Here is a 24,755-nt window from a genome sequence, read left to right on the forward strand (position 1 = left end):
ATCCCCCATTTAACTAATCAAGTTTATTTAATTTATTTAAAGCAACTTTTGCTGCTTCCTGTTCAGCCTCTTTTTTACTTGATCCCTGGCCAGAACCAAGATTATCATCATTTAATTTTACAGCAACAATAAATGTTTTATTATGATCTGGGCCTTCCTCATCAACAACTTCATATTCCGGTCGATGATTACCATTTTCCTGAATTACTTCCTGCAGCATAGTTTTATAATCCTGAATATGATTACCTTCTGCTACATTTACAATATCAACTTTAAGAAGCTCCAGTATAAAATCTGCCGCTACTGTAAAACCCTGATCAAGATATAAAGCACCAAAAATTGCTTCCATTGTATCTGCTAAAATTGAATCTCTTTCTCTTCCTCCTGTCATTTCCTCTCCTTTGCCGAGAAAAAGAAACTGTCCGAGTTCAATCCTTTTGGCAACTTCTGCTAAAATTGGAGCACTTACAATAACCGCCCGCATCTTTGCCAGCTCTCCCTCTGGTAGATCAGAAAACTTTTTAAAAATATAGGTGCTGACGGAAAGACTCAAAACAGAATCTCCCAAAAACTCTAAACGTTCATTGTCTTTTATATTAAGACGCCTGTTCTCATTCGGATAAGATTTATGAGTCAGAGCTCTCTGGATTAATAATTTATCATTAAAATCCAGTTTAAGGCTTTTTTCAAATTCTTTAATTTTTCTACGATTAAACAGCTGTCCCATTAATATATCACCATCCATTAAAATAAATAAAAGGGATGAAAACTCCACAGAGGGAGCTTCATCCGTAATTATCTCTTAAAGAATATCTTCTAAATAACTCACAGCATCCTCTACTGTGCGAATGTCTTCTGCATCTTCGTCAGGGATTTCTACATCAAATTCTTCTTCAAATGCCATAACTAATTCTACCACATCTAAAGAATCTGCTCCAAGATCTTCTATAAATGAAGAGTCTTCAGTAACTTCATCTCTGTCAACTGCTAATTCTTCTGCTACAATATCAATTACTCTTTCTAAGATATTATCCACTCCATTCACCTCCTTTCACTGAGTCTTCATTTTATAACGCATGGTCGACTCAGCACTAGGGCATCGAGCCCGTCGCACTCGTCTTCAGCTAAGCTCCCATGCCACCATCGATTTTAATTACTTCACCATTTATGTAATTTGCACTGTCTGAAGCTAGAAACGATACTAAATCTGCGACTTCTTCTGCTTTACCAAAACGAGCCAGCGGAACCTGTTCAATAATTCCCTCTTTAATGCTCTCTTTCAATTCATCTGTCATTTCTGTATCTATAAAACCAGGAGCAATTGCATTGGAACATACACCTTTAGAAGCCAGTTCTTTGGCCATTGTTTTAGTAAAACCAATAATACCTGCTTTGGCAGCTGAATAATTAGCCTGACCTGCATTACCATTAACTCCGACCACAGAAGAAAGATTTATCAACTTACCATTTTCAGCTTTAAGTAAATATCTAACCGCGTTTTTTGTACAGTTAAATACTCCCTTTAAGTTAATATCCAAAACCTGATCCCAGTCTTCTTCTTTCATTCTTAAAATAAGCTTATCTTTTGTAATTCCAGCATTATTAACTAAAACATTAAGTCCACCCATTTTTTTATAAGCTGTTTTGACTAATTCTGACGCCTGCTCAAAATTACTAACATCTGCCTGAATCAAATGAGCTCTACCACCCGCAGCTTCAATTTCGTTTTTAACACCTTCAGCTCTCGCCTGCGAATTGGCATAGTTAATAACAACTTCCGCACCCAAAGCAGCCATTTTTTTTGCTATTTCAGCTCCAATTCCTCTGGAACTACCTGTAATTAAAACTTTTTTATTTTTAAGGTTCATCAAATTTGACACCTCTTTTTTCTATTAATAAATTTAAATATGACCATATATATTATTCCAACAGTTTGTAACTATTTTTAATAGTATTTTCTGCTTCTAAAATAATTTCATCCATAATTTCTCGCACACTTTTTATCTCAGAAATCATACCTGAAATCTGTCCGGCCATTACACTACCCTGATCAATATCACCATCAATCACAGCATCCCGGAGCTTACCCGAACCAAGTTCTTCTACTTTTTTTGGATCAGCACCTTCTTTTTCCAGACGATCAATCTCTTTAGTCAGCTTATTTTTAAGGTTTCTCACTGGATGACCTGTACTGCGGCCTGTAACAACTGCATCTCGATCTCTAGCTCCAACGATAGCTTTTTTAAATTCTTCCGAGGCTGTACACTCTTCAGAGCAGACAAATCTGGTTCCAATCTGAGCACCCTTAGCTCCCAGAGCCAGCACAGCAGCAAGCCCTCTACCATCAGCAACGCCCCCGGCGGCAATAACTGGAATCTCAACTGCATTCACTACTTGAGGGACTAAAGCCATAGTAGTCAGTTCACCAATATGACCTCCAGCCTCTGTACCTTCAACAATAACTGCATCTACTTTAAGTCTCTCCATTCTTCTGGCCAGGGCAACCGATGGTACAACAGGAATTACTTTAGAACCTACTTCCTGAAATCTTTTTACATGCTTGCCAGGGTTTCCTGCACCTGTGGTAATTACGGGAACCTTTTTCTCAATTGCAAGTTCTATTATGTCATCTGCAAAAGGAGAAAGTAACATGATATTTAAACCAAATGGTTTATCTGTTAGCTCTCTTACCTTTTCAATCTCTTCTTCAATTACATCGGCCGGAGCATTTCCTGCTCCAATTATTCCCAGGCCACCTGCACTGGAAACAGCTGCAGCTAATTCACCCGTAGCAACCCAGGCCATACCTCCCTGAATAATTGGCTTTTCAATCTCTAATAAATCACAAAGTTCTGTTTTCAATGCCATTTATTCCAACTCCTCATTCTTTTCTAACTCACTTTTTATCAGCGAAACTATATCTTCTTTAACAGTATTTTTAGCAGTTTTAACAGCATTATAAATAGCAGTCCCATCGGAACTGCCGTGGCTAATGATAACAACTCCCTTAACACCCAGCAAAGGAGCTCCTCCATACTGTCTGTAATCTATTTTTTTCAATACTTTCTTTAAATATGGTTTTAATAATAATGCAGCAAGTTTTGATCTCAGGTTAGTCTGAAAACTTTCCCTGAGTAAATCCAGAAAAAAAGAAGCTGCGCCTTCAGTCGTTTTCAAAACAACATTACCAACAAAACCATCAGTCACAACCACATCAACACTATCACTAAAGATATCTCTACCTTCAACATTACCGATAAAATTCTTAATTCTTGTGTCACTGTTTAAAAGTTTAAAACTTTCTTTACTTAAATTATTTCCTTTGCTCTTTTCTTCACCAATATTTAAAAGAGCCACTCTGGGATTTTCAACTTTCATTACATTTTCTGCATAAAGCTGACCCATTAATGCAAACTGCCGAAGATTTTCCGGACTACAATCAGTATTAGCTCCATTATCTAAAACCAGAGTACTACCATTAACAGCAGGAAACTGAATCGCAATCGGTGGTCTGGAAACTCCTTTGATCCGGCCCACCCGCAATAAACCAGCTGCCATAACCGAACCCGTATTACCCGGAGATATAAAAGCATCTATTTTATTTTCTTTCAATAATTTAGCACCAACATTAACTGTAGCATTTTTCTTTTTTCGCAGAGCTTTAATTGGAGACTCATCCATATTAATTATCTGATCTGCGTTTTCTATTTTAAGTCTTTTCGAATCAGAGTCAGTTTTTGCTAACTCTTCGCTTATAATATCATATCCACCAATCAGGGTCAATTCTATTTCTGGTTCTTCTTTTAAAGCTTGCAAAGCTCCTGTAATCAACTCCGCAGGGTTTTTTTCACCGCTCATTACATCAACAGCTATTCTATACAATATGGCCGCCTCCCAGGTTCCAAAAAAAGAAATTTATATCTGTATCATTTGCAAAACATTATATCTCAACCGTCGGTCAATTGCAAGTTTAAGGCAAGAAAAAAACAGAGAATCTCTATTGAAGAGATCTCTGTTTAGCTAAAATATTTTAATTTCCACTCACCTTTTTGCCATCATAATGTCCACATTCAGGGCATACATGATGAGGTAAAATCTTCTCATGGCAGTTTGAACATTCTACTAAATTTGGAGTACTAAGTTTCTTGTGAGTACGTCTTTTACGCTTGCGTGTTTTAGAAGTTCGTTTCTTTGGTACAGCCATTCTATCCACCTCCTTTATTTATTCATCTTCATTATAAAAGTCTTTAAGTTTTGCCAGACGCGGATCCAGTATTTCTATCTCACAATCACATTCTGCCTCATTTAAATTCTGACCACATTCAGGACAGATTCCCTTACAGCTATCAGAACAGAGAGGTTTCATGGGTAAAGATAAAATTATATTATCCACGACTATTTCATCTAAATAAAGTTCTTCCTCATCTTCCATTTCACTTTTTAAAACATCTTCGGAAATGTTCAATTCTATTGGAGAACTGTATTTTTGCAGACAGCGACTGCAGCTTAAAATCAATTCAGCTTTTAACTTGCCTTCTATTACAAAAGAATCTGTGGTGTTAAAAATCTCCAGTTCAAGCTCAATTGGTTTTTCAATTTCGATTTCACGATTTACAAATTCCAAATCATGAAATTCAAGCTCCAGCGAAACCTGTTTTCTACCTCCAATTTCCTTTAAATCACTGAGGTTAATATACAATTTATTGATCACCCCTGTAAATAGCCACGTTTTATTATATAAAAAGCAGCCTAAACTGTCAAGAAGAATTTTACACTAACTACACTAACTTTTACTGATTTACTAATTCCATTGTATCTCTTGCAATGACTAATTCCTCATTTGTCGGTACAACCATTGCCTTAACTTTAGAATCAGCAGTGGAAATAAATACTTCCTTACCACGGCAGTCATTTGCTTCATAATCTACCTCTACACCTAAATATTCAAGACCCTCTAAAACTCCTGCTCTGGTATCTTTAGAATTTTCACCAATACCAGCTGTAAAGACAATTGCATCAACACCGCCCATAGCTGCAGTATACGCTCCTATATATTTCTTAACTCTGTAATTAAATAGTTCTATTGCAATTTCCGCCTGATGATTACCTTCAGCTGCTGCATCTTCAACATCACGAGAATCACTGCTAACTCCAGATACACCTAAAAGCCCACTTTCTTTGTTCAAGATATCATCCATCTCTGAAGCAGAAATATCCTCTTTATCCATGATAAATGGAATTATCGCCGGATCAATATCTCCACAGCGGGTACCCATTACTAAGCCTTCAAGAGGAGTTAAACCCATACTGGTATCTACAGACTTACCATTTTTAACTGCTGCAACACTGGCTCCATTACCTAAGTGACAGGTTATAATTTTAAGTTCAGAGAGAGGTTTATCCATCATCTGAGCTGCTCTTTTAGCTACATAGCCATGAGAAGTACCGTGGAAGCCATATCTTCTAACACCATACTTTTTATAATACTCATAAGGAAGAGCATAAATGTAGGCTTTTTCGGGCATACTCTGATGAAAAGCTGTATCAAAAACTCCAACCTGTGGCTTATCAGGCATTAATTCCTTACAAACCTTAATCCCCATAATGTTTGGTGGATTGTGTAGAGGTGCTAAATCAGCCACATCTTCTAAGTTTTTAATTGCCTCATCATCAATAATTGTTGAATGAGCAAATGCCTCACCACCATGGACTATACGATGCCCAACTGCCTCTACCTCATCCATACTCTCTAAAACACCGTGATCATCAGATAAAAGGGTTTCAAGTAATAATTCAATTCCCACTTTATGGGTAGGAATGTCTTTTTCGATTACAATTTCTTCTCCTTCACCATTTTCATATTCTAAAAATGAATCTTCAATACCAATTCGCTGAATTAAACCTTTGGCCAGCACGCTTTCTGTTTCCATATTAAATAACTGATACTTTAGAGAAGAACTTCCACTATTAATAACAAGAATTTTCATTTTTTTCCTCCTAGAAATTTTATTTATTTTGAGCCTGCACTGCTGTAATTGCTGTTAAATTAATAACATCATCAACTGAACAGCCGCGAGATAAGTCATTAATTGGTGCAGCCAGCCCCTGTAAAATTGGACCAACCGCATCTGCACCTGCAAGTCTCTGTACAAGCTTATAACCTATGTTACCTGACTGCAGATCAGGAAAGATTAAAACATTTGCTTCCCCTGCTATTTCACTATCTGGGGCCTTTCTTTTACCAACACTTTCTACTAAAGCCGCATCTGCCTGCATTTCTCCATCAATTTTTAAATGGGGTGCATTTTGATGAGCAACCTTTACAGCCTGCTGAACATTTTCCACATTTTCATGCCTGGCACTACCCATTGTTGAAAATGAAAGCATTGCAACTTTAGGATCAAAATCTAATAATCGATGAGCAGTATCTGCTGTTGTAATTGCAATTTCTGCCAGCTGTTCTGAATTTGGAGCTGGATTTACTGCACAGTCTGAGAAGACCATAACTCCTTCTTCTCCAAACGATTTATCTTTTAAAACCATAATAATTGCACTGGAAACTGTAGAAATCCCCGGTGCAGTTTTTACAATCTGAAAAGCAGGTCTTAAAACATTACCAGTTGCATTAGCAGCCCCAGCAACCATTCCATCTGCTTTATCAGTGTAAATCATCATTGTGCCGAAATAAAGTGGATCTTTAACTGCCTTTTCGGCTTCTTCTTTTGTAATCCCTTTATGTTTTCTAAGTTCATAAAACTCATCTCTAAATTCTACTATGTAATCTGAATCTTCAGGATCAATTATTTCAACACCATCCAGATCAACTCCATAATCTTCTGCAGAATTTTGAATCGATTCTCGATTGCCCAAAATGACAATCTCCGCAATTTTTTCAGCTTCTATCTCTGCTGCAGCTTTGACAATTCTTTCATCATCACCTTCAGCAAAAACTATTTTTTTTAAATCAGAAGCTGCTCTTTCTTTAAAATTTCTAAGTACATCCATTTCAATATCCTCCCCCGTGGTTTTAATAATATGTAAGTTGTTCTTTATATATTTATTTGCTATTATATATATAATACTGTATTAAAGTATTAAATCCTCTTTTATTAAAAGAAGTTCGAAAAGTAAAACTTTTATTTTGTAATACTGTTTAATAAATTAAATTAAATTTAAAAATGAGGTGTTTTAATGAGTGTAACTGCTTTAATTGTAGAGTATAATCCATTTCACAACGGCCATCAGTATCATCTAAACCAGAGCAAAAAAATAACCAAAAACACTGACTTAATTGTAATTATGAGTGGAAACTATACTCAGCGAGGTGAAGCAGCCCTTTTAAATAAATGGGCCCGAGCAAGACAGGCACTAAGTTGTGGCGCTGATCTCGTACTGGAGCTACCTTTAGTCTATAATATTCGAAGTGCTGAATATTTTGCTTATTACTCTGTTTTAAGTTTAGAAAAAACAAATCTTGTAGATTCAATTGTCTTCGGCAGTGAATCTGGCGATATTAAAATACTTGCCGCTATTGCTGATGCTTTAATAAACGAAAACTCTAAATTCAAAGAGGTACTACAAAAGCATTTAAAAAATGGTATTGACTTTCCAACTGCCAGGCGTCAGGCTTTACTTGCCAGTTATCAATATTATCCAGAATTGAAAAAGTTCGATAAAAATAGTATAAAAAAAGTATTGGAAGCTCCAAATAATATCCTTGGACTTGAATATCTTAAATCACTCAGCCGCTTAAAATCCAGTATAAAGCCCCACACTATCAAAAGAGTGGGCACAGATTATCACAGCCAGAAAATAAATAAAAATTATGCAAGTGCTTCCTTAATCAGAAATTTAATTAATTCGAAACCTCAAGCAGAGGCCCTGACTGCTATTAAAAAAATAATGCCAGCATCTTCCTGGGAAATCTTAAGAAAAGAACTCAAGCAGGGAAGATATGTTAAAAATGACTCTTTAAACAAGATTTACAGCAAATTAGCAGATCAATTGCGGCGTCTTCAGGCTGATGATTTAAAAAAATATCAGGGTATCAAAAATGGTCTGGAAAATAGAATCATTGACAAAGCTGCTGCAGCTTTTGAAGCTAATAGATTTTTAGAATCTTTAAAAACAAAAAACTTAACAGAAAGCAGACTCAAAAGAAAGCTGCTTCAAATATATTTTGAACTTACAGCTGAAAAAATAAAGCTGGCAGAAAAAAATGCTCCCCATTATTTAAGAGTCCTGGGGATAAACAAAGACAAAGAATATCTACTTTCTCAGCTGCAAAGAAAATCTGGGCTGGAAATTATTGTTAATCCAGCCTCAAAAATTAACCAGCCTGATTTAAATAGTGAGGACCCACTTGTACTCTCACTAAGTTATGATCTGCTCGCTTCAGATCTTTATTCTCTACTATATCAAAATCCTGAACACAGTAAAGCCCATAGAGATTTTTACCAAGAATTAATTAAAATCTAAGACAGAATCCAAAATAATATTTAAGATTCAATGTCCGACTCAAGATATTTTATAATATCATTAATTGTTTCAACTTTTAATAATTTTAAGTCCCCGGCAAACTGAGCTGCTGTTTCATAATTTTCTTCAGGTACAACAAAGAGGTCAACCCCGGCTTCTTTGGCTGCCATAATTTTGTATTTAACTCCATCTATACGACCAATTTCTCCATCTAGATTAATTGTTCCTGTACCAGCAATTCTTTTTCCACCGGTAATGTCCTCAGGTATCAATTGATTATAAATTTCCATACTAAACATACTGCCGGCAGAGGGGCCTATAATATTTTCTGTTTCAAACTTAACCTCACCTGGAATATTATAATCTAGCCCTTTGGAACTTATTAAAACACCAATAGACGGATTGCCCTCATTACCCTCCAGCTCTAAAGTTTTTAAATTAAAATTCAATTTTTCTCCATCTCTAAGAACTGTAATCCCTACAACATCACCAATATTTCTATTTTTTATAATATTAACTGCATCTGCTGCCATTTCAACTTTTTTTCCATCCACAGCTGTAATTAAATCACCTTTTTTTAAGTTGTTATAGGCACTTCCGTCTTCCATGACTTCTACAACTTCTGCCCCTTCACCTGAAACTTCAACCTGATAGCCAGCCTGAGTAAAGGCTACAGCCTGAGCCTGAAGTTTACTTTCTTCCATTAGTTCGGCCATCAATTCTATATATTCATTCATATCCATATTCTCCGGCAATTGCTCAGAAATTGCAGTTAGCTCCTTATCTTCAGGTGAGAAAAGAGAAATATAAACATAATCCCAGGCTACCGCTCTCCGGCTACCTACAGCTGTCAATAAAAAATCACCCTGGTTTTTATAACCATCTTTTACCTTAACCATTGGTGAAAGTTCAGCCGCAATCCCGGGTTCCATAACCTGGTAAGGAATCGGAATAAAATGGCTAATAACAAATAAAATAAATATTATACCTATTAAACGAGAATAAAATCTCTGTAATTTTTTGTTTCGCATATAGACCTTCCTTTTTATTTAATCTTATATTAATAAAGAACAAAATCGCAATTTACTAAAACATTTTTTAAATTCAGCTCAAAAAAAGTCAACATATCTATTATATATTATAACCCCTGCCTAATGCAAAAAAATCTGCAGATTTCTTGACATAAATTGTAGGCTAAGTTATAATTTATATGAAATTGAATATTGAGAAGTGATTGGCTTTAGCCAGTCACTATAAATACCTCATCAAATGGTGAGGTAGAGGAGCAGAAAAAATTAGTAATTTTAGAATTAACCAGAATCCAGTTTATCTAAAAGGAAAGGTTTTTCTGCCGAAGTGGTTTTTTTCAGGATTCCAAAATTCCACTGGGGCTGTACAGAAGATGTACAGAACTGTCATAGTAAAATTACTATGTTGTGCTATCTCAGATAAAAGATGAGGCGATTTTTGCAATTAACCCGGCATATCGCCGGGTATTTTTTATGCTTTTATATTTTTCTCTTATTCAATTTTTAGAAAATAAAACTAGGAGGATTTTTTTATGGAAAGTTATGGTATTATTTCTTTACTGCCGCCATTAATGGCAATTATTCTAGCCTGGTGGAGCAAACAGGTTGTATTATCCTTATTTTTAGGTGTTTTTGCAGGTGCATTAATTACAAATGGATATAATTTCATCTTTGCTTTTATGCATACTCTGGATGATTACATTTTAGCTTCACTGGCTGATTCCTGGAATGCAGGTATTATTTTATTTCTGCTGGCTATGGGTGGCATGATTGGTATTATTAATAAATCAGGTGGTATTATCGCTATTGGAGAGTATGTTGCAGAAAAGGCAAATTCTGTTGTTAAAACTCAACTTGCTGCCTGGGTAATGGGAGTACTAATATTTTTTGATGATTATGCAAATACCTTAATCGTTGGAAACACAATGCGTCCAATAACTGATAAAATGAAAATCTCAAGAGAAAAATTGGCCTTTATTGTTGATTTAACTGCTGCTGCTGTTTCGAGTATTGTTCCAATTTCAACCTGGATTGCTTTTGAAGTAGGAGTAATTAGAGATGGTTTTGATTCTTTAGGTCTGGAAATGAATGCTTACAGCACTTTTGTTCAGACGATTCCTTACCGTTTTTATAGTATTTTTGCCCTTGGTTTTGCTTTAATTATTATTTTTACTGGTAAAGATTTTGGCCCTATGTTAAAAGCCGAAAAAAGAGCCCGTTCTACTGGAGAAACTTTAAGACCAGGATCCACACCAATGGTTTCTCAGGAAATGGAAGAAATTGAACAGCCTGAAGGCGAAAGTTTTACTTTTACCAATTCTTTTTTACCTATTATCGGAGTAATTGTAGTCACTTTAGTTGGTCTCTGGTACAATGGTGGAGGATTAGAAGCTGGTACTACAGTCAGGGATGCATTTGGTAATGCCGATGCCAGTATTGTTCTCCTCTGGGCAGCTATTACTGGGAGTTTTATCGCCGGTATATTATCATTTTCTAAAGGGATTCTTAATATAAGTGAAACAGTAGATGGTTGGATTGATGGAGCAAAATCAATGTTTATTGCCTGTCTAATTCTAGTTTTAGCCTGGTCAATTGGAAGTATTACTGAAGATCTAGGAACTGCTAATTATCTTGTTTCTATTTTAGAAGGTAATATCATTCCTGAAATTGTACCCGCTATGATTTTTGTTTTCTCTGCTTTTATTGCTTTTACTATCGGGAGTTCCTGGGGAACTGTTGCAATTGTAATGCCGCTTGCTATTCCTCTTGCTAATTCTATTGGAATTCCAATGCTGCCAACTATTGCGGCTGTATTAACAGCAAGTGTTATGGGAGACCACTGTTCACCAATTTCTGATACAACCATTATGTCTTCAACTGCTTCGGCTGTTGATCATATGGACCATGTTAGTACTCAAATGCCCTATGCCTTAACAGTTGGCCTAATTGCTGCTGTCTTTGGGTTTTTACCAGCAGGATTTGGTTTTCCAGCCATTTATCTTTTACCTGTAGGAATTATTGTACTTTACCTGATTGTTAAACTCTACGGTAAAAAACCGGAAAATGTTATTTAAAAGCTAAATTAATATAACTTAAGAATTAATTGAAAATGACCGCTTCTTTTTACGGAAGCGGTCATTAATTATTAAAATATCTATCTTCAACTGTAAATTTTTTCGATTTCCTTTGCTGGCATTGGCGGATTAAAATAATATCCCTGAATAAAATCATTACCTAATTGATTAAGTTCATTTAATTCAATTTCTTTTTCTACTCCTTCAGCTATAGTTTTTAAGTTCAAGAGATGAGCAATATTGATTATTGATTCCACAATATTTTTACCATCACTGCTTAAAGTCATATTCCTTATAAATGAGATATCAAATTTAAGATAATCTATCGGAAATTTCTGAAGGTAGCTAAAAGATGAATAACCCGTACCAAAATCATCGATTGAAATAGAAAAACCCTTTGCCTTCATTTTATTCATTACTTTTAAGCTATAATTTACATCATCCATAGCACTTGATTCCGTTATCTCAAATTTAATTAAAGAATTATCTATTCCACTTTCTCCAATAATCTGATAAATATCCTTTAAATGATTATTATCTTCAAGCTGTCTGGCAGATAAATTAATAGAAACCGGTACTACTTTGTAGCCTGCATCCAACCAATTTTTGATGCTTTTGACCACTTTTTTTACTACAATCAGTCCTACTTTCTTGATAAGCTGAGAATTCTCTAAAATCGGAATAAATTCCGCCGGAGAAATCAGTCCTTTTGTAGGATTCTGCCATCTAATTAAGGCTTCCATTCCATAGAGCTCTTTAGATACCCCTCGATAATAAGGCTGATAATAAATTATAAATTCATCATTTTTTATAGCCTGATCAAGTTTTGCTTCCATCTTTGTAAACTGTTTAATTTCCTGATTCATTTTCTGATCAAAAAAAGCATAATCATTTTTCTTAATGTTAATCAGAGCAATTTCTGCATTAGACAATAAACTCTGCGAATCAATACAATCATCAGGATAAATTGAAATACCTATTCTAGCATTCAGCATAAAGGGTTCATAATTATAATCAATTGTATCAGAAAACGTTGTTAACAAATTATCTGCTGCTCTATAAATCTGATTTATAGAATCAAGATTATCAACTATCATAGCAAAATTATCTCCACCAAGATAGGATAGATGATTTTCTCTATCAATTTTTACACAACTTTGATTATTGGCTGCCTTATTATTTATTTTTTCGGCAACCAGATTAATCAGACTTCGATCATTTTCTGGATCAGTATAGATATCATTTAAATACTTAATCCTGTTTATATTAACTACTAAAACTGCAATCTTTTTATCAGAATTAATTTCAATTAAATTATCAATTTTATTTCTAATAGATCTTCGGTTAGGCAAACCTGTTAGAATATCATAATTCGAAATATATTCAATTTTACGTCGTAATTTTTCATTTTGAGTTATATCTCTACCAACAGAAATATAATTTACAATCTCATTATTATGATCTTTGATGGGAGTTATTGTCTGTTCTGAATAAAAATAATCTCCATTCTTTTTTCGATTGATAATTACATCATTAAAAACTTCTCCGGATTTAATTGTCTGCCAGAGTTTTTTATAATATTTATTATTATGTTTATCTGATTTAAATAAAGAAGGTTTGTTTCCAATAACTTCTTCTTTGCTGTAACCTGTTATTTCCTCAACAGTCGTATTTGCATACTCGATAATTCCAGATTTATCAGTAATAACAACCCAGTTATCAGTTTCATTTATTGCTTTAACCAGTTTTAGCATTTCCATTTCCTGTTCTAAATCATTGCTCAAATTTTTAGCTATGGAAATAACTTCTTCTACACTTCCATTTTCTTTAATTACAGCATTATTCCAGCTGCAGTTAATTATAGAACCATCTTTTTTTAAACCCCGACTCACAAAATCACGAGGAAGGTCATCAAGCTTATCATTTTTCCAGTTACGCCAAACATCCCTATCTTCTTCTGCTATTATTGTAGAAATAAAGTCCCTGTTTTCTAATTCCAATCGATCCCAACCAAAGAGCTCTTCTGCTGCCTGGTTTAAATCAATAATATCACCTTCACGATTCCAGGAAATAAATGCTAGTGGAGATTTTTGATAAATCAAATTTAGTCTTTTCTGAGTAAATTGCAATTTTTGAATTATAAATTCTTCACTTTTCGTTTCTGACATACTACTTTCCACCTTTTTTTTGCCAGTATTTTTTCATTTTTGTTTTTAAGAGTTGAAATTCTTCATTTTCTGGCCACAATTCTCGATTGTCACTATCCCTCATTGCTGAAATCAAATTAGAAAACAACTGCTGATCATTAAAATAGTTTGCAAAATCTTTTCTGACCTGAGAGCGGACTGAATTACCATCATAAGGACAGCTGCTCTTTTTAATTTTAATCTTTCTTTTCTGTATTTCTTTAATAATTATATTTTCTCTTAAATAAATCAGCGGTCTAATTATTTCTACACCACTATTACTTAAAAATCTTTTGGGCTGCAGAGTTTTTAATTGACCTGAATAAAAAATACTCATTAGAAAAGTTTCTACAGCATCATCTAAATGATGGCCAAAAGCCAGTTTATTAAAACCGTTTTTATTAAGATAATTTATAATAGCCCCTTTTCTAAAATGAGCACACTTAGAACAGGGATTTTCGGCATCTGCTTTAGTAATATAATCAGCAATTTTTGTTTCTATGATTTTTAAATCAATATTTAATTGATTACAAAATTTTTTTATTTCTGCAGCTGTAGAATCTTTAAATCCAGGATCTACATGTACTGCTTTTAATTCAAAATCTTTCTTAAAATGTTCCTTAAAAATTTTTAAAATCATTAGCATAAATGTACTATCTTTTCCACCGGATAAACCAACTGCAAGACGATCTCCATCACTAATAAGATCAAATTCTGCAACTGCCTTAACCACTTTTGCTGTGATTGAACTATCAAAAGATAAATCCATAATTACTCCTTATTATTTTTTAACCACTCGCTGAATTCGCCTGATCTTTTTTCTGCCAGCTTATAGCCTGAGTTATACAGTTGTTCCAGTTCTTTTTTATCACGGCTAAAACGGTCAATATCAATCTTTTCAGGCCTGAAAACAAAAAATTGATTATTTTCTTCTTTTTTTTCTATTAAATCAAGACTATTATTATAAATTTGATGTCTTTTTTTTAGATCTTCAACCAAATTGGGATATTTTTTCAAAAAGAGATTTAATAAAAATTTTGCTTTAATAGGACTTTTTCGATATTCTTTTTCTCGAGTTAAAATTACTACAAGTTTCTGATAGCCGTCCGAAAGAGCTTTTTTTACTGGGATAGAATCTCTAATACCCCCATCAAGATACAAATTGCCGTCAATTTCTACAGGATTTGAAACTAATGGCAGACTGCTTGAAGCTTTAAAAATATTATCGATTTTGTCAATATCATCATAATTTTGCGGCTTAAAATATTCAATTTCTCCGCTGCTGCATTCAGTAGCAGCAACTTTAAGAGTTGTCGATGAATTTTTGAATTCACTGTAGTCAAAGGGTAAAATTTCATGAGGAAGTTGATGAAAAAGAAAATCCATTCCAAAATAACTTCCATCTTTGATCAAATTTTTTAGACTCATATATCTCTCATCTTCAACCAGTTCTGTAAATATTTTTTTATTTCTAACTGACTGTCTACTGGTATAATTGGCACCATTGTTAGCCCCAGCAGAGACTCCTATAGTATAATCAAAATAAATTTTATTTTCTAGAAAAAAATCAATAACTCCAGCAGTAAAAGCACCACGCATACCGCCACCTTCAAGTACAAGCCCAAAATTTTTATGCTGCAACTTAAAAACACCTCATCTATTTAACTTTTTCTATATCTTTTCCGAAAGGCATCAGAGATAAATATGCAAGCTTCAGACTCTGCTTGGCAAATGGAATTCCAATAATAGTAATTCCAAAAATAAAAGCAGAAACCAAATTAGCAAAAGCCAGTTCCCAGCCAAACAAAATAATCCAGATAATATTTGCAATTAAACCGATTGAAGAACTATTTTTCTCTACAACTTTTTTGCCAAAGGGTGCAAGCTGCATTTTTGCCAGTTTAAAACACTGTTTACCAACTGGTATTCCAATTATCGTAATTGACCAGAGCAGCCCAGCAAACCACCAGCCAATAGCATGAAATAAGCCACCAAAGATAAACCAAATAATATTTCCCAGTAGAGTCATAATAATTAACCCCCCTATTTTTATCTTAAAAAATAATTGCTATTACTAAAGTTATGGCTGTAAAATAATTTATAATTACAAAATTCTTAACTGATAGAATAAATGTATCTTTTTTACTCTGATGTTTTTCAAACCGTTTTAAATTTTGTTCTACTTTAAGAATAGACAGAAGTGATAGCATAGATACGGTAGGTAATATCTTGATCAAAACTGCTATCAAAATGCTAAAATAGGAAAAATAATATAACAATCTAAATAACTTAAGACTTTTGCTGCGCGAAATATAAATTGGAAGAGTAAATCGTTTGTTTTCCAGATCATCCTCAATATCACAGATATTATTTGCAAGCATAATATTGGCAATTCCAAAAATAAGAGGCAATGAATAAATAAATATTTTAATAATTTCTATATATTTTAATTTTGCTATTAATAAGTTACTATTAATAACTAAATCTACTAAATCCAATTTATGGACATAAATTGACAGAAAAGTAATAAAAAACCCCATCGTAAAACCAGAAAAGATTTCTCCCAGAGGGGTTCGCGAAATTGGAACCGGACCAGAAGTATATAAAATACCAATTATAAATGAACTAACACCAATTATTAAAACTATAACATCAGTATTTTTATAAAGCAGTAAACCACTTACTACTGCCAGAAAAAAAAGCAGTGAAATTATTATTTTTACATCTCTTTTTCTTAAATTAAAGTTTACAACTGCATTATGTTCTTCATAATTATAACCCTGTTTTTTTTGAGCTCTAATAAAATCCTGATAATTATTAACTGCTGTTGTACCCATATCAACACAGAGCAAAGAAAAAAAGAGCAGTAAAAAATTTAAAATATTAAAATTTGAATAATGATAAAAAAGATATAAATTTCCCAGAACAAAGGGAGTAAAACTGGCAATTTTTGTTCTAATTTCTACCAGTTTCAAAAAGGCAGCTAATGACAAATTATTCACCCCTGATTTTCTACCGCAAATTTATTTCTCAGTTTTTTATAAACAAAATTAGGAACGAGTTCTTTGATATCCCCATCAAAATAAGCGGCTTCTTTAATTACACTGGAACTCAAAAAAGCAAATTTAGTATCTGTCATTAAAAAGATTGTTTCGATTTCCTGATCCAAATGTTTGTTCATCGAAGCCATCTGAAACTCCCCTTCAAAATCAGAGACAGCCCGCAAACCTCGTAGAATGGCCTCACCACCAATAGAATGTACATATTTGGTTGTTAAACCAGAAAAAGAGTCTACTTTTACATTTTTGAACTTTTCAGTTGCTTTCTTCAACATCTCAACCCGTTCTTCCATAGAAAATACCGGTTCCTTATTAGGATTGCAAAACACAGATACAATAACCTCATCAAAAATATTGGCCGCTCTTTCAACTATATCAAGGTGTCCATTTGTAACGGGATCAAAACTACCTGGATATACAATTTTTTTACTCATATTAACTACCCCTTATAATTTATTTTAGTTTATAGATTGTTAATAATGAATTTCCGTAACGTTTATTTTTAAAAATACTCAATTCATTAAATTCTTCAACTTCTTCAGCAGCTGATTTTTCGCTAATAATGAGACCATTTTCTTTTAATAACTTGTTGTCCAAAATCAACTTTATAGCTTCTGAAGTCATATTTTTTTCATAGGGAGGATCCATAAAAATTAAGTCATATTTTGTACTGCAATTTTTTAAATATAGATAAGCATCCTGTTTAAAAAGTTCTGCTTCATCAAAAAGCCTGGCCTTTTTTAAATTATCCTTTATTATATTAAGATGAGACTTATTAATCTCTACAAAATCGGCCCGCCCTGCCCCTCGGCTCAAAGCTTCAATACCAAGACTGCCAAAACCACTAAATAAATCCAGAATTTCAGCTCCCGGTAGATAAAATGCAATAATATTAAACATTGACTCTTTAACCCGATCGAGTGTTGGTCTAACATCCTTTCCCTTTAAACTTTTTAATTTTAAACCACCAGCTTTACCGGCAATAATTCTCATTAAATAACTCCTCCAGATATAATTAAATCTTTAATTCTATTTCCGAAATATTCTCTGCTAATTTTTTATAATGCTGCTGCCAGTTATCAGCTTTAACAATTAGTTGTGCTTCCTCCCTTGCCTTAACCAGAAGTTCCTGATCTTCAGTTAAACTGGCCACCTTTAGATCATCAATTCCATGCTGTCTGGTACCGAAAAATTCGCCGGGTCCTCTCATTTTCAAATCTTCTTCCGCAATCAAAAAGCCATTATTGCTCTTACACATAATTTCCAGCCGATAAGCAGCATCCTCTCCTGGCGGATCAGAAATTAAAATACAGTATGATTGATGACGTCCTCTCCCAACTCGACCCCGTAACTGATGCAGCTGGGCCAGCCCAAATCTTTCTGCATTTTCAATAATCATAATACTGGCATTACTGACATCCACCCCAACTTCAATTACAGTTGTTGCAACCAGTATATCAATTTTACCTTCTCTGAAACTCTCCATGATCTCCTTTTTTTCAGCTGCAGCAATCGAGCTGTGGATTAAAGCAAGCTTCTGTTCTTTAAAAAAACCACTCTTTAAATCATTAAATAATTCTTCTGCAGATACAAGCCCTGGCATTTCTTCTGATTCCTCAATTAAGGGACAGACAATATAAGCCTGTCTGCCTGCTGCAATTTTTTCTTTTAAAAAAGAATAAATCTGCTGTCTTCTGTTTTCTCTTCTCCAGAAAGTAGCAATTTCCTTTCTTCCCGGTGGCATTTCATCAATAACCGAAAGATCAAGATCACCATAAATCAGCATTGCCATTGATCTTGGGATCGGCGTAGCAGTCATGATTAACAAATCCGGACTGTCACCTTTTTCTTTTAAACTATGCCTCTGTTCTACACCAAAGCGGTGTTGTTCATCAATAACTATTAAACCGGGGTTATTATAACTCAAACCCTCCTGGAAAAGCGCATGAGTACCAATAATTAAATCTGTTTTGCCAGTTTCAATATCCGCTTCAATTTTCTTTCTGGCAGCTGTTTTGACACTGCCGGTTAATAAAATGATATTATAATTAAAATCACTTAAAAGTTCTTTAAAATTTAAAAAATGCTGTTCGGCAAGTATTTCTGTTGGAGCCATAAATATTCCCTGAAAACCATTGGCAATAGTCTGCAAAAGTGCCAGTGCAGCGACCACAGTTTTACCAGAGCCTACGTCTCCCTGCAGTAATCGAGACATAGTTTTTTTGGATTCCATATCCCTTCTAATTTCTAAATTCACCCTTTTTTGAGCATCTGTCAGCTCAAAATCAAGCTCTGAAAGAAATTTTTTATTCTCTTCCGCCTTAAATTGATGCTGGATACCCTGAAGCTCATTATATTTTTTCTTTTCTTCCAGAGCATAAAGCTGGAGATAAAAAAACTCTTCAAAAGCAAGTCTGCGGCGAGAAAATTTTTGGTGTTTTTCATTTTTAGGATAGTGCATTCCCAAAATAGAAGTTTTAAGATCAGGAAAGTTATATTTTTTTAGAATTGATCCCGGTAATTGCTCCTCAATTAAAGCAGCATGACTTTTTAATGCATTAGCAATTACCCGACGTAATCTGCGCTGTGTTATTCCCTCAGTAAGTGAATAAATAGGCACAATTCTACCTGTATTCAATACAGACGCATCAGAATCCAATTTTTCATAAACTGGATTATTAATCTCTTTCCTTTTATATTTACGCCAATTTTTCTCGCTAATTTTACCGCTGATTATATATTGATCCCCTTTTTCAAATTGTTCGCTAAGATATGACTGATTATACCAGATTCCATTTACTACATCTGTGCCATCAGAAAAAGTTACCCGCAGGAGGTCAAGATTATATCGGATTTTCTGATATTCAGTCTTTAAAACTTCAACTTTAAAATTAGCCTGTTCTCCAACAGCAGTATACTTTATCTGACTGATCTGACTGCGGTCTTCATATTCTCTGGGAAAATAATATAAAAGATCTCGCACAGTTTTTATCCCTAATTTTGAAAGGCGCTCGGCCCACCTGGGCCCAACACCTTTAATAAATTGCACTTCATCTGAAAGTTTTTGCTTCATTATTCCAGTAATTCTCCTCTGTAAATAACAATTCCATAGACAAGAGGACCGGTATGAGAACTTAAAACAGTTCCAATCTTGTTTTCAAGGATTTGATATTCAAAATTATTCTGAGCAGCTAATTCTGATTCAAAATTATTTTTTAACTGCTGGTAATTATCACTATCCTTACCATAAATATAAGCAAAATTAACACTGTCACTATCTACCGCAGCATTTAGTGCCAGATCTGTCATCTTCTGATTTGTTTTTTTATACCCTCTTATTTTTTCTTTGGGTATAATCTTACCTGTGTCAGCAGAAAGTTCTAAAATTGGATTAAAATTAAAGATACTACCTAAAAAAGCCTGGGCTTTACCAATCCTGCCTCCTTTTTCCAGATAAGTAAGTTCATTAACAGTAAAATATATTGTTATTTTTTCTCTTTCCTGTAAAATAATTTCTTTAATTTCCTCGATATCTTTACCTGCTTCTATCATTTTGGCAGCCAACAACACCATAAACCCCAGACCTGAACTTGTAGACTTAGAATCTATTATTTCAACCTCCAGTTCATCCAGCTGAGCAGCAGCAAGTCTTGCCGACTCGCAGGTCCCACTTAAAGCAGAAGATAAATGAATAGAAATCACCTGATCATAGTCTTCTGATAACTTTTGATATCTATCCATAAATAATCCAACTGATGGCTGAGAAGTTGTTGGTAATTCAGCTGCAGATTCCATCATTTTATAAAACTCTTCACTTTCTAAATCAACCTTATCATAGTAAGTGTCTTCTTCAAAATGAACAGTTAATGGAACAATCTCAATTTGATGTTTAGCAAGAATTTCTGCAGGTAAATCACAGGTGCTATCTGTTACTAAAGCAATCATATTAACACATCCTATTCTAGGGAAATTATAAAGGGATAGAGTGGCTGTCCCCCTGGATAAATCTCTATCTCATCAAAATCAAAATTTTCTTCCATAATATTTTTGACTTCTTCTGCTTCAGCCTCAGTAATGCCTTCTCCATAATAAATAGTAACTAATTCCTCATCTTCAGCAACTTTATTCAATAAATTAATTACTGTTTCTCTTTCTGTTTCAGCACTAACTAAGATATCTCCATCCTTTAAACCAATATAATTATCTTTTTTTATTTCCAGTCCGTTAACCTTAGAATCTTTTACGGCCTGTGTTATTTCCAGTGTTTTTACATATTTAATTTCAGCTTCCATTCTTTCTTTGAGTTGTGAAGGAGAAGCCTGATCATCATAAATCATTAAAGCTGTTACAGCCTGGGGAATAGACCGGGTTTCAATAATCTCAATATTTTTTTTACTCAATTCAGAAACCTGTTTAGCTGCAGAAATAATATTTTTATTATTAGGCAGAATAATTATTTGATCAGTATTCATTCGTTCTACTACCTCTAAAAAATCATTGGTAGAAGGATTCATTGACTGGCCACCTTTTATAACATAGTCAACTCCTAACTCTTTCAGAATATTAACTACACCTTCGCCATTAGCTACAGAAATAATACCAGTGTTTTTCTCTACCACAATTTCTGAATCTTTTTGCTGATTGATTTCTTCTACCTCTTTCCTGTCTTTATCTTCAGTCTCTGCAGGCTCGTTATCTTCTTTAATATCAGTGTCTGAAGCTGATTTTTCACCCTGATGAAACTGAGAATGATCAAAGTCAGAGTCATTTTCCCGCTGTACTTTTTCCTGATTTTGCTTGCGCATATTATCAATTTTTATATCAAAAACTTTACCCTTTTTTAAACCATATTCTAATAAGACACCTGGATGATTGGTATGAACATGTATCTTAATTACATCATCACTGCCAACTACCATAATTGAATCGCCATAACTCTGCATGTCTTTTCTGATCTTATCAATCATACGATCAATATTTGATTTACGGCTGTCAATTTCAATTAACATCTGGGTACAGTAAGTAAACTTTATATCTTCTGCAAGTTCAGATTTTTTTCTTGTTTTAGCTTCAGCTGTTGCAGCCTGATATTCTATTTTTTCTCCTTTTAAACCTTTAAGCATTCCTTCAAGAATTGTTAGATATCCCTGTCCACCAGCATCTACTACTTCAGCCTCCTTTAAAGCAGCAAGTAACTCTGGAGTACGTTCTAACGATTCTTCCGCCGCTTTAATTGTTATTTCAAACAATTCTACTAAATCGGCAGCAGAATCTGCCTCCGCCAGAGCTTTTTCAGCCGCTTCTCTTGAAACAGTTAAAATCGTCCCTTCCACAGGTTTTAAAACACCATGATAGGCAACTTCAGAGGCTTTATTAAGAGCATTTGCTAAATCTTTAACTTTCAGTTTGCTTTTTCCTTTTAAGGCCTGTGCAAAGCCTCTAATTAACTGAGAAAGAATTACTCCTGAGTTTCCACGAGCACCCATTAAGGCACCTTTAGAAAGTGCAGAAGCAAGTTCGGAAACACTTCTTGAGTTTTTATCCTCCAGAGTGGATACAGCTTCCTTAAAGGTTAAATACATATTTGTACCAGTATCACCATCTGGCACCGGAAAAACATTTAGAGAATCAATAAATGATTTTTGCTCTTTAAGCCAGTGTAGTGATGTAAACATCATATCTTTAAATTTCTCTGCATCTACTGCAGTAATTTTTTCTTTATTATTAATTGGCATCGCCAACCCTCACTCCCCTTACATTAACATCTATCTTAACAACTTCAATTCCAACTTTATTTTCGAGGGTATAGCGAACTCTCTCCATTACATTATGAGCTACTTCATGAATATTAGTTCCGTATTCAACAATTATATTTAAATCCAGATGAACCTTATCTTCACTAATATCAATACCAACACCCTTACTAATATTGTCCCACCCTAGAAGATCAGCAAGACCATCCTGCATACTTCTGGAAGACATACCAACAAGACCATAGCATTCCATTACAGCAATACCTGCTGTCTTAGCTATTACCTCTTCATCAATAATTATTTTCCCAAGTTCATTTTTTAATTCTTTTTCCATTCTTTACACCTCTTTTCATACATAATTATTCTATCTTATATAAAGTCTCTATGCAAGAATAAAATCCATAGAAATAGTTAAATTAATACTCATTTATTATTTATTTCAAGATAAATTTATACTTTCCTGCATATATAGATTTATATTTTTTAGAATTGTAACTTGCTAAAGGATGTTTATCTATGTTAAAATATAATCTGAGATAAATTTTATCAGAAAGCGCTCATAAACTTAATTATTAAATTTTTAAAATCTATGGAGCGCCGCCCTTTTGGGTAAGTGCTGAAGTGAATAAATTAAGGAGGTGTTTTTCTATGTCTAGAGTCTGCGAAATTTGTGGTAAAGGTGGAAATAAAGCCAATAGCATACAGCGACGTGGTAAAGCTAAGAAAAAAGGTGGAGTTGGTCGTAACATTACAAGTTCTACAAAAAGAACTCAGCGTCCAAATCTAAAAAAAGTTAAAGCAATTGTTGATGGTTCACCAAAAAGAATAAAAGTATGTACTCAGTGTCTTAAATCCGGTAAGGTTGAAAGAGCTTACTAATTAAGATTTAAATTAGGAAGGGAGCAGCGATTTTAAAATTGCTGCTCCCTTTAGTACATTTAGCTAGTTTTTTTCTCCAGCTTATTTTCGATTTTTTGTTTTAATTCCTGCTCACTTAATTCTATCCGGGCCAGGTTATTTTTAATTGCATTTTTAGCAACTGCAAAAGCAACTGCTGGAACCACTCTCTGATCAAAGGGATCTGGAATAATATATTCAGCCGAAAGATCATCAGCAACCAGTTCAGCTATAGCTTCCGCAGCAGCAATTTTCATCCCTTCACTGATCTCAGAAGCCCTGACATCGAGGGTGCCCCTAAAAACCCCGGGAAAAGCCAGCACATTATTAATCTGATTTGGATAATCTGATCTCCCTGTTGCAATTACTGCAGCACCTGCATTTAAAGCAGATTCTGGATCAATTTCAGGAGTCGGATTTGCCATCGCAAAAATTAAAGGATCATCAGCCATTTCCTCTACCATTTCTGCCTTTAAAATATTACCTACAGACAATCCAATAAATAAATCAGCATCTTTAACCGCTTCCCTCAAACCTCCATTTAAATTATCTGGATTTGTCCTTTTTATTAAATCCTGTCTTAAAGAATCATACTGGTCCAGATTGGATGAATTTAAAATCCCAATTTTATCGTTGATTATCAAATTCTGAGCTCCTGCATCCAAAAGCAGTTTTGATACTGCTGTTGCGGCTGCTCCGGCTCCATTAACAACTATTTTTATCTGATCAATGCTTTTATTTACAAGTTTTAAAGCATTGATTACTGCTGCTAAAACAACAATTGCCGTTCCATGCTGATCATCATGAAAAATAGCCATCTCTGTTTCTTCTTTCAGCCTGGCCTCAATTTCAAAACATCTTGGAGCAGAAATGTCTTCTAAATTTATACCTGCAAAAGTGGGTTCCAGTAATTTAACAAAATCTACTATTTGGTCAACTTGCTTTGTGCCCACACACAAAGGAAAAGCATCTACATTGGCAAATTCCTTAAATAAGACTGCTTTCCCCTCCATAACAGGAAGAGCAGCTTTTGGGCCAATATCCCCCAGACCTAAAACTGCTGTACCAGAGGAGACTACAGCAACCTGATTCCCGTAAGCTGTATATTGATAGAGCTTTTCTGGATCTTGATTAATTTTCCGACAGGGCTCTGCTACTCCCGGCGAATAAGCAAGGCTCAATTCCTCCCTGCTGCGTACCCTGACCTTTGACTTAACTGCAATCTTTCCCTGATGATCACTATGTAATTTTAATGCTTTTTGATAAATATCCATTATTA

At 34.3% G+C, this 24,755-nt stretch carries 25 protein-coding genes and 1 riboswitch; of the genes, 3 read left to right on the plus strand and 22 right to left on the minus strand.

From position 1 onward, the window contains the following. Window positions 1–13 precede the first annotated feature (13 nt). The 9 genes from rnc to pta form a co-directional block, all read right to left on the minus strand. Entirely contained in the window at window positions 14–727 is a 714-nt protein-coding gene (rnc, locus tag DFR80_RS01620; RefSeq protein ID WP_076546128.1) for a ribonuclease III, read from the minus strand. Window positions 728–802: 75 nt separating this feature from the next. Then, the gene (locus DFR80_RS01625) at window positions 803–1,036 is read right to left on the minus strand and encodes an acyl carrier protein (RefSeq protein WP_076546126.1); all 234 of its coding nucleotides are present in this window, start codon (window positions 1,034–1,036) and stop codon (window positions 803–805) included. Between the two features lie 88 nt (window positions 1,037–1,124). Next, window positions 1,125–1,868 (minus strand): 3-oxoacyl-[acyl-carrier-protein] reductase, encoded by a 744-nt coding sequence (fabG, locus tag DFR80_RS01630; protein WP_114489048.1) that lies wholly within the window; start codon window positions 1,866–1,868, stop codon window positions 1,125–1,127. 52 nt (window positions 1,869–1,920) lie between these two features. Continuing rightward, window positions 1,921–2,868: an enoyl-[acyl-carrier-protein] reductase FabK gene (gene fabK, locus DFR80_RS01635; protein WP_114489049.1), complete on the minus strand. Its 948-nt coding sequence runs from the start codon at window positions 2,866–2,868 to the stop codon at window positions 1,921–1,923. Further along, the gene (gene plsX, locus DFR80_RS01640) at window positions 2,869–3,882 is read right to left on the minus strand and encodes a phosphate acyltransferase PlsX (protein ID WP_076546123.1); all 1,014 of its coding nucleotides are present in this window, start codon (window positions 3,880–3,882) and stop codon (window positions 2,869–2,871) included. A gap of 148 nt (window positions 3,883–4,030) precedes the next feature. Beyond that, window positions 4,031–4,204 (minus strand): 50S ribosomal protein L32, encoded by a 174-nt coding sequence (gene rpmF / locus DFR80_RS01645; RefSeq protein ID WP_076546122.1) that lies wholly within the window; start codon window positions 4,202–4,204, stop codon window positions 4,031–4,033. Between the two features lie 18 nt (window positions 4,205–4,222). Beyond that, window positions 4,223–4,699 (minus strand): DUF177 domain-containing protein, encoded by a 477-nt coding sequence (locus DFR80_RS01650; RefSeq protein WP_076546121.1) that lies wholly within the window; start codon window positions 4,697–4,699, stop codon window positions 4,223–4,225. 91 nt (window positions 4,700–4,790) lie between these two features. Then, window positions 4,791–5,987: an acetate/propionate family kinase gene (locus DFR80_RS01655; protein ID WP_076546120.1), complete on the minus strand. Its 1,197-nt coding sequence runs from the start codon at window positions 5,985–5,987 to the stop codon at window positions 4,791–4,793. Between the two features lie 19 nt (window positions 5,988–6,006). After that, a complete protein-coding gene (pta, locus tag DFR80_RS01660; protein ID WP_076546119.1) occupies window positions 6,007–7,005 on the minus strand; it encodes a phosphate acetyltransferase in 999 nt (332 codons plus the stop codon). Between the two features lie 186 nt (window positions 7,006–7,191). On the opposite strand from pta, the gene DFR80_RS01665 reads away from it, so the two are divergent. Further along, window positions 7,192–8,478: a nucleotidyltransferase gene (locus DFR80_RS01665; RefSeq protein ID WP_076546118.1), complete on the plus strand. Its 1,287-nt coding sequence runs from the start codon at window positions 7,192–7,194 to the stop codon at window positions 8,476–8,478. A 20-nt stretch (window positions 8,479–8,498) separates the two neighbouring features. Here the strand turns inward: DFR80_RS01665 and DFR80_RS01670 are convergent, their stop codons facing one another. Further along, window positions 8,499–9,509, minus strand: coding sequence for a PDZ domain-containing protein (locus tag DFR80_RS01670; protein WP_076546117.1), 1,011 nt, complete (start codon window positions 9,507–9,509; stop codon window positions 8,499–8,501). A gap of 239 nt (window positions 9,510–9,748) precedes the next feature. Next, window positions 9,749–9,928: riboswitch (Lysine riboswitch) on the plus strand. A 111-nt stretch (window positions 9,929–10,039) separates the two neighbouring features. Here DFR80_RS01670 and DFR80_RS01675 point away from each other — a divergent pair. After that, window positions 10,040–11,581 (plus strand): Na+/H+ antiporter NhaC family protein, encoded by a 1,542-nt coding sequence (locus DFR80_RS01675; protein ID WP_076546116.1) that lies wholly within the window; start codon window positions 10,040–10,042, stop codon window positions 11,579–11,581. An 86-nt stretch (window positions 11,582–11,667) separates the two neighbouring features. On the opposite strand, the gene DFR80_RS01680 is transcribed toward DFR80_RS01675, so the two are convergent. Genes DFR80_RS01680 through DFR80_RS01730 form a run of 11 tightly spaced genes read right to left on the minus strand, consistent with a single transcriptional unit; the run spans window position 11,668 to window position 22,913 of the window. After that, complete coding sequence (locus tag DFR80_RS01680) at window positions 11,668–13,749, minus strand: EAL domain-containing protein (RefSeq protein WP_114489050.1); 2,082 nt, start codon at window positions 13,747–13,749, stop codon at window positions 11,668–11,670. 1 nt (window position 13,750) lies between these two features. Continuing rightward, window positions 13,751–14,536: a tRNA 2-thiocytidine biosynthesis TtcA family protein gene (locus tag DFR80_RS01685; RefSeq protein WP_114489051.1), complete on the minus strand. Its 786-nt coding sequence runs from the start codon at window positions 14,534–14,536 to the stop codon at window positions 13,751–13,753. A 2-nt stretch (window positions 14,537–14,538) separates the two neighbouring features. Further along, window positions 14,539–15,408, minus strand: a complete 870-nt coding sequence (locus DFR80_RS01690; protein WP_114489052.1) for a patatin family protein — start codon at window positions 15,406–15,408, stop codon at window positions 14,539–14,541. Window positions 15,409–15,424: 16 nt separating this feature from the next. Next, the gene (locus DFR80_RS01695; RefSeq protein ID WP_114489053.1) at window positions 15,425–15,796 is read right to left on the minus strand and encodes a YccF domain-containing protein; all 372 of its coding nucleotides are present in this window, start codon (window positions 15,794–15,796) and stop codon (window positions 15,425–15,427) included. 25 nt (window positions 15,797–15,821) lie between these two features. Next, a complete protein-coding gene (locus tag DFR80_RS01700) occupies window positions 15,822–16,760 on the minus strand; it encodes a 1,4-dihydroxy-2-naphthoate polyprenyltransferase (RefSeq protein WP_114489054.1) in 939 nt (312 codons plus the stop codon). Between the two features lie 5 nt (window positions 16,761–16,765). Then, window positions 16,766–17,260: a pantetheine-phosphate adenylyltransferase gene (gene coaD / locus DFR80_RS01705; RefSeq protein WP_076545020.1), complete on the minus strand. Its 495-nt coding sequence runs from the start codon at window positions 17,258–17,260 to the stop codon at window positions 16,766–16,768. Window positions 17,261–17,279: 19 nt separating this feature from the next. Beyond that, window positions 17,280–17,819 (minus strand): 16S rRNA (guanine(966)-N(2))-methyltransferase RsmD, encoded by a 540-nt coding sequence (gene rsmD / locus DFR80_RS01710; RefSeq protein ID WP_114489055.1) that lies wholly within the window; start codon window positions 17,817–17,819, stop codon window positions 17,280–17,282. Between the two features lie 22 nt (window positions 17,820–17,841). Continuing rightward, entirely contained in the window at window positions 17,842–19,899 is a 2,058-nt protein-coding gene (gene recG / locus DFR80_RS01715) for an ATP-dependent DNA helicase RecG (protein ID WP_114489056.1), read from the minus strand. Next, window positions 19,899–20,771 carry a DegV family protein gene (locus DFR80_RS01720; protein ID WP_076545026.1) on the minus strand — a complete coding sequence of 291 codons (873 nt, stop codon included), beginning with the start codon at window positions 20,769–20,771 and terminating at the stop codon, window positions 19,899–19,901. Before DFR80_RS01720 ends, recG begins: the two co-directional genes overlap by 1 nt. A gap of 11 nt (window positions 20,772–20,782) precedes the next feature. Continuing rightward, window positions 20,783–22,561: a DAK2 domain-containing protein gene (locus DFR80_RS01725; protein ID WP_114489057.1), complete on the minus strand. Its 1,779-nt coding sequence runs from the start codon at window positions 22,559–22,561 to the stop codon at window positions 20,783–20,785. Further along, window positions 22,551–22,913: an Asp23/Gls24 family envelope stress response protein gene (locus DFR80_RS01730; RefSeq protein WP_076545030.1), complete on the minus strand. Its 363-nt coding sequence runs from the start codon at window positions 22,911–22,913 to the stop codon at window positions 22,551–22,553. The genes DFR80_RS01725 and DFR80_RS01730 overlap by 11 nt, the downstream gene beginning before the upstream one ends. 314 nt (window positions 22,914–23,227) lie before the next feature. Between DFR80_RS01730 and rpmB the strand changes: the two genes are divergently transcribed. Beyond that, on the plus strand, window positions 23,228–23,458 hold the full coding sequence (gene rpmB / locus DFR80_RS01735; protein WP_014552945.1) for a 50S ribosomal protein L28: 231 nt from the start codon (window positions 23,228–23,230) through the stop codon (window positions 23,456–23,458). Between the two features lie 59 nt (window positions 23,459–23,517). Here rpmB and DFR80_RS01740 read toward each other — a convergent pair whose 3' ends face one another. Then, on the minus strand, window positions 23,518–24,750 hold the full coding sequence (locus DFR80_RS01740; RefSeq protein WP_076545031.1) for an NADP-dependent malic enzyme: 1,233 nt from the start codon (window positions 24,748–24,750) through the stop codon (window positions 23,518–23,520). Window positions 24,751–24,755 lie beyond the last annotated feature (5 nt).

Origin of the sequence: Halanaerobium sp. ST460_2HS_T2 (assembly GCF_003337665.1) — a bacterium.
Taxonomy (GTDB): domain Bacteria; phylum Bacillota; class Halanaerobiia; order Halanaerobiales; family Halanaerobiaceae; genus Halanaerobium; species Halanaerobium kushneri.